Origin of the sequence: Photorhabdus heterorhabditis (assembly GCF_018448905.1) — a bacterium.
Taxonomy (GTDB): domain Bacteria; phylum Pseudomonadota; class Gammaproteobacteria; order Enterobacterales; family Enterobacteriaceae; genus Photorhabdus; species Photorhabdus heterorhabditis.
On record NZ_RCWA01000205.1, the window covers coordinates 1 to 255 of the forward strand.

Here is a 255-nt window from a genome sequence, read left to right on the forward strand (position 1 = left end):
TCGGTCCCCGGTGGACGGGTATGGTCCTGCCAGGCCAGCGTGTTCAGGTCAATCGTTTCGGTCACCGGGTCCGGTGTATAACCGGTGGTGTCTTTTCCCTGCGAGGTTTTGGTGCCGCCAATGCCAAACTTGTTCCGTTTTTTCTTTTTGACGTACCAGCGGGTCTGGCTGCCGGTCTCCGTGGTGATGCGTTCCCCCTGGGTGGCGATATTATGCAGTTCGCCAATATTGCCCGCCAGTGCGCCGCCGGCGACG

The 255-nt window shown here is 60.0% G+C and carries 1 protein-coding gene; it reads right to left on the minus strand.

Going from position 1 to position 255, the window contains the following annotated elements; all coding sequences use genetic code 11:
- Positions 1–255: hypothetical protein (locus EAE89_RS23310; RefSeq protein WP_214086702.1), on the minus strand; the 255-nt coding region annotated here is incomplete at both ends.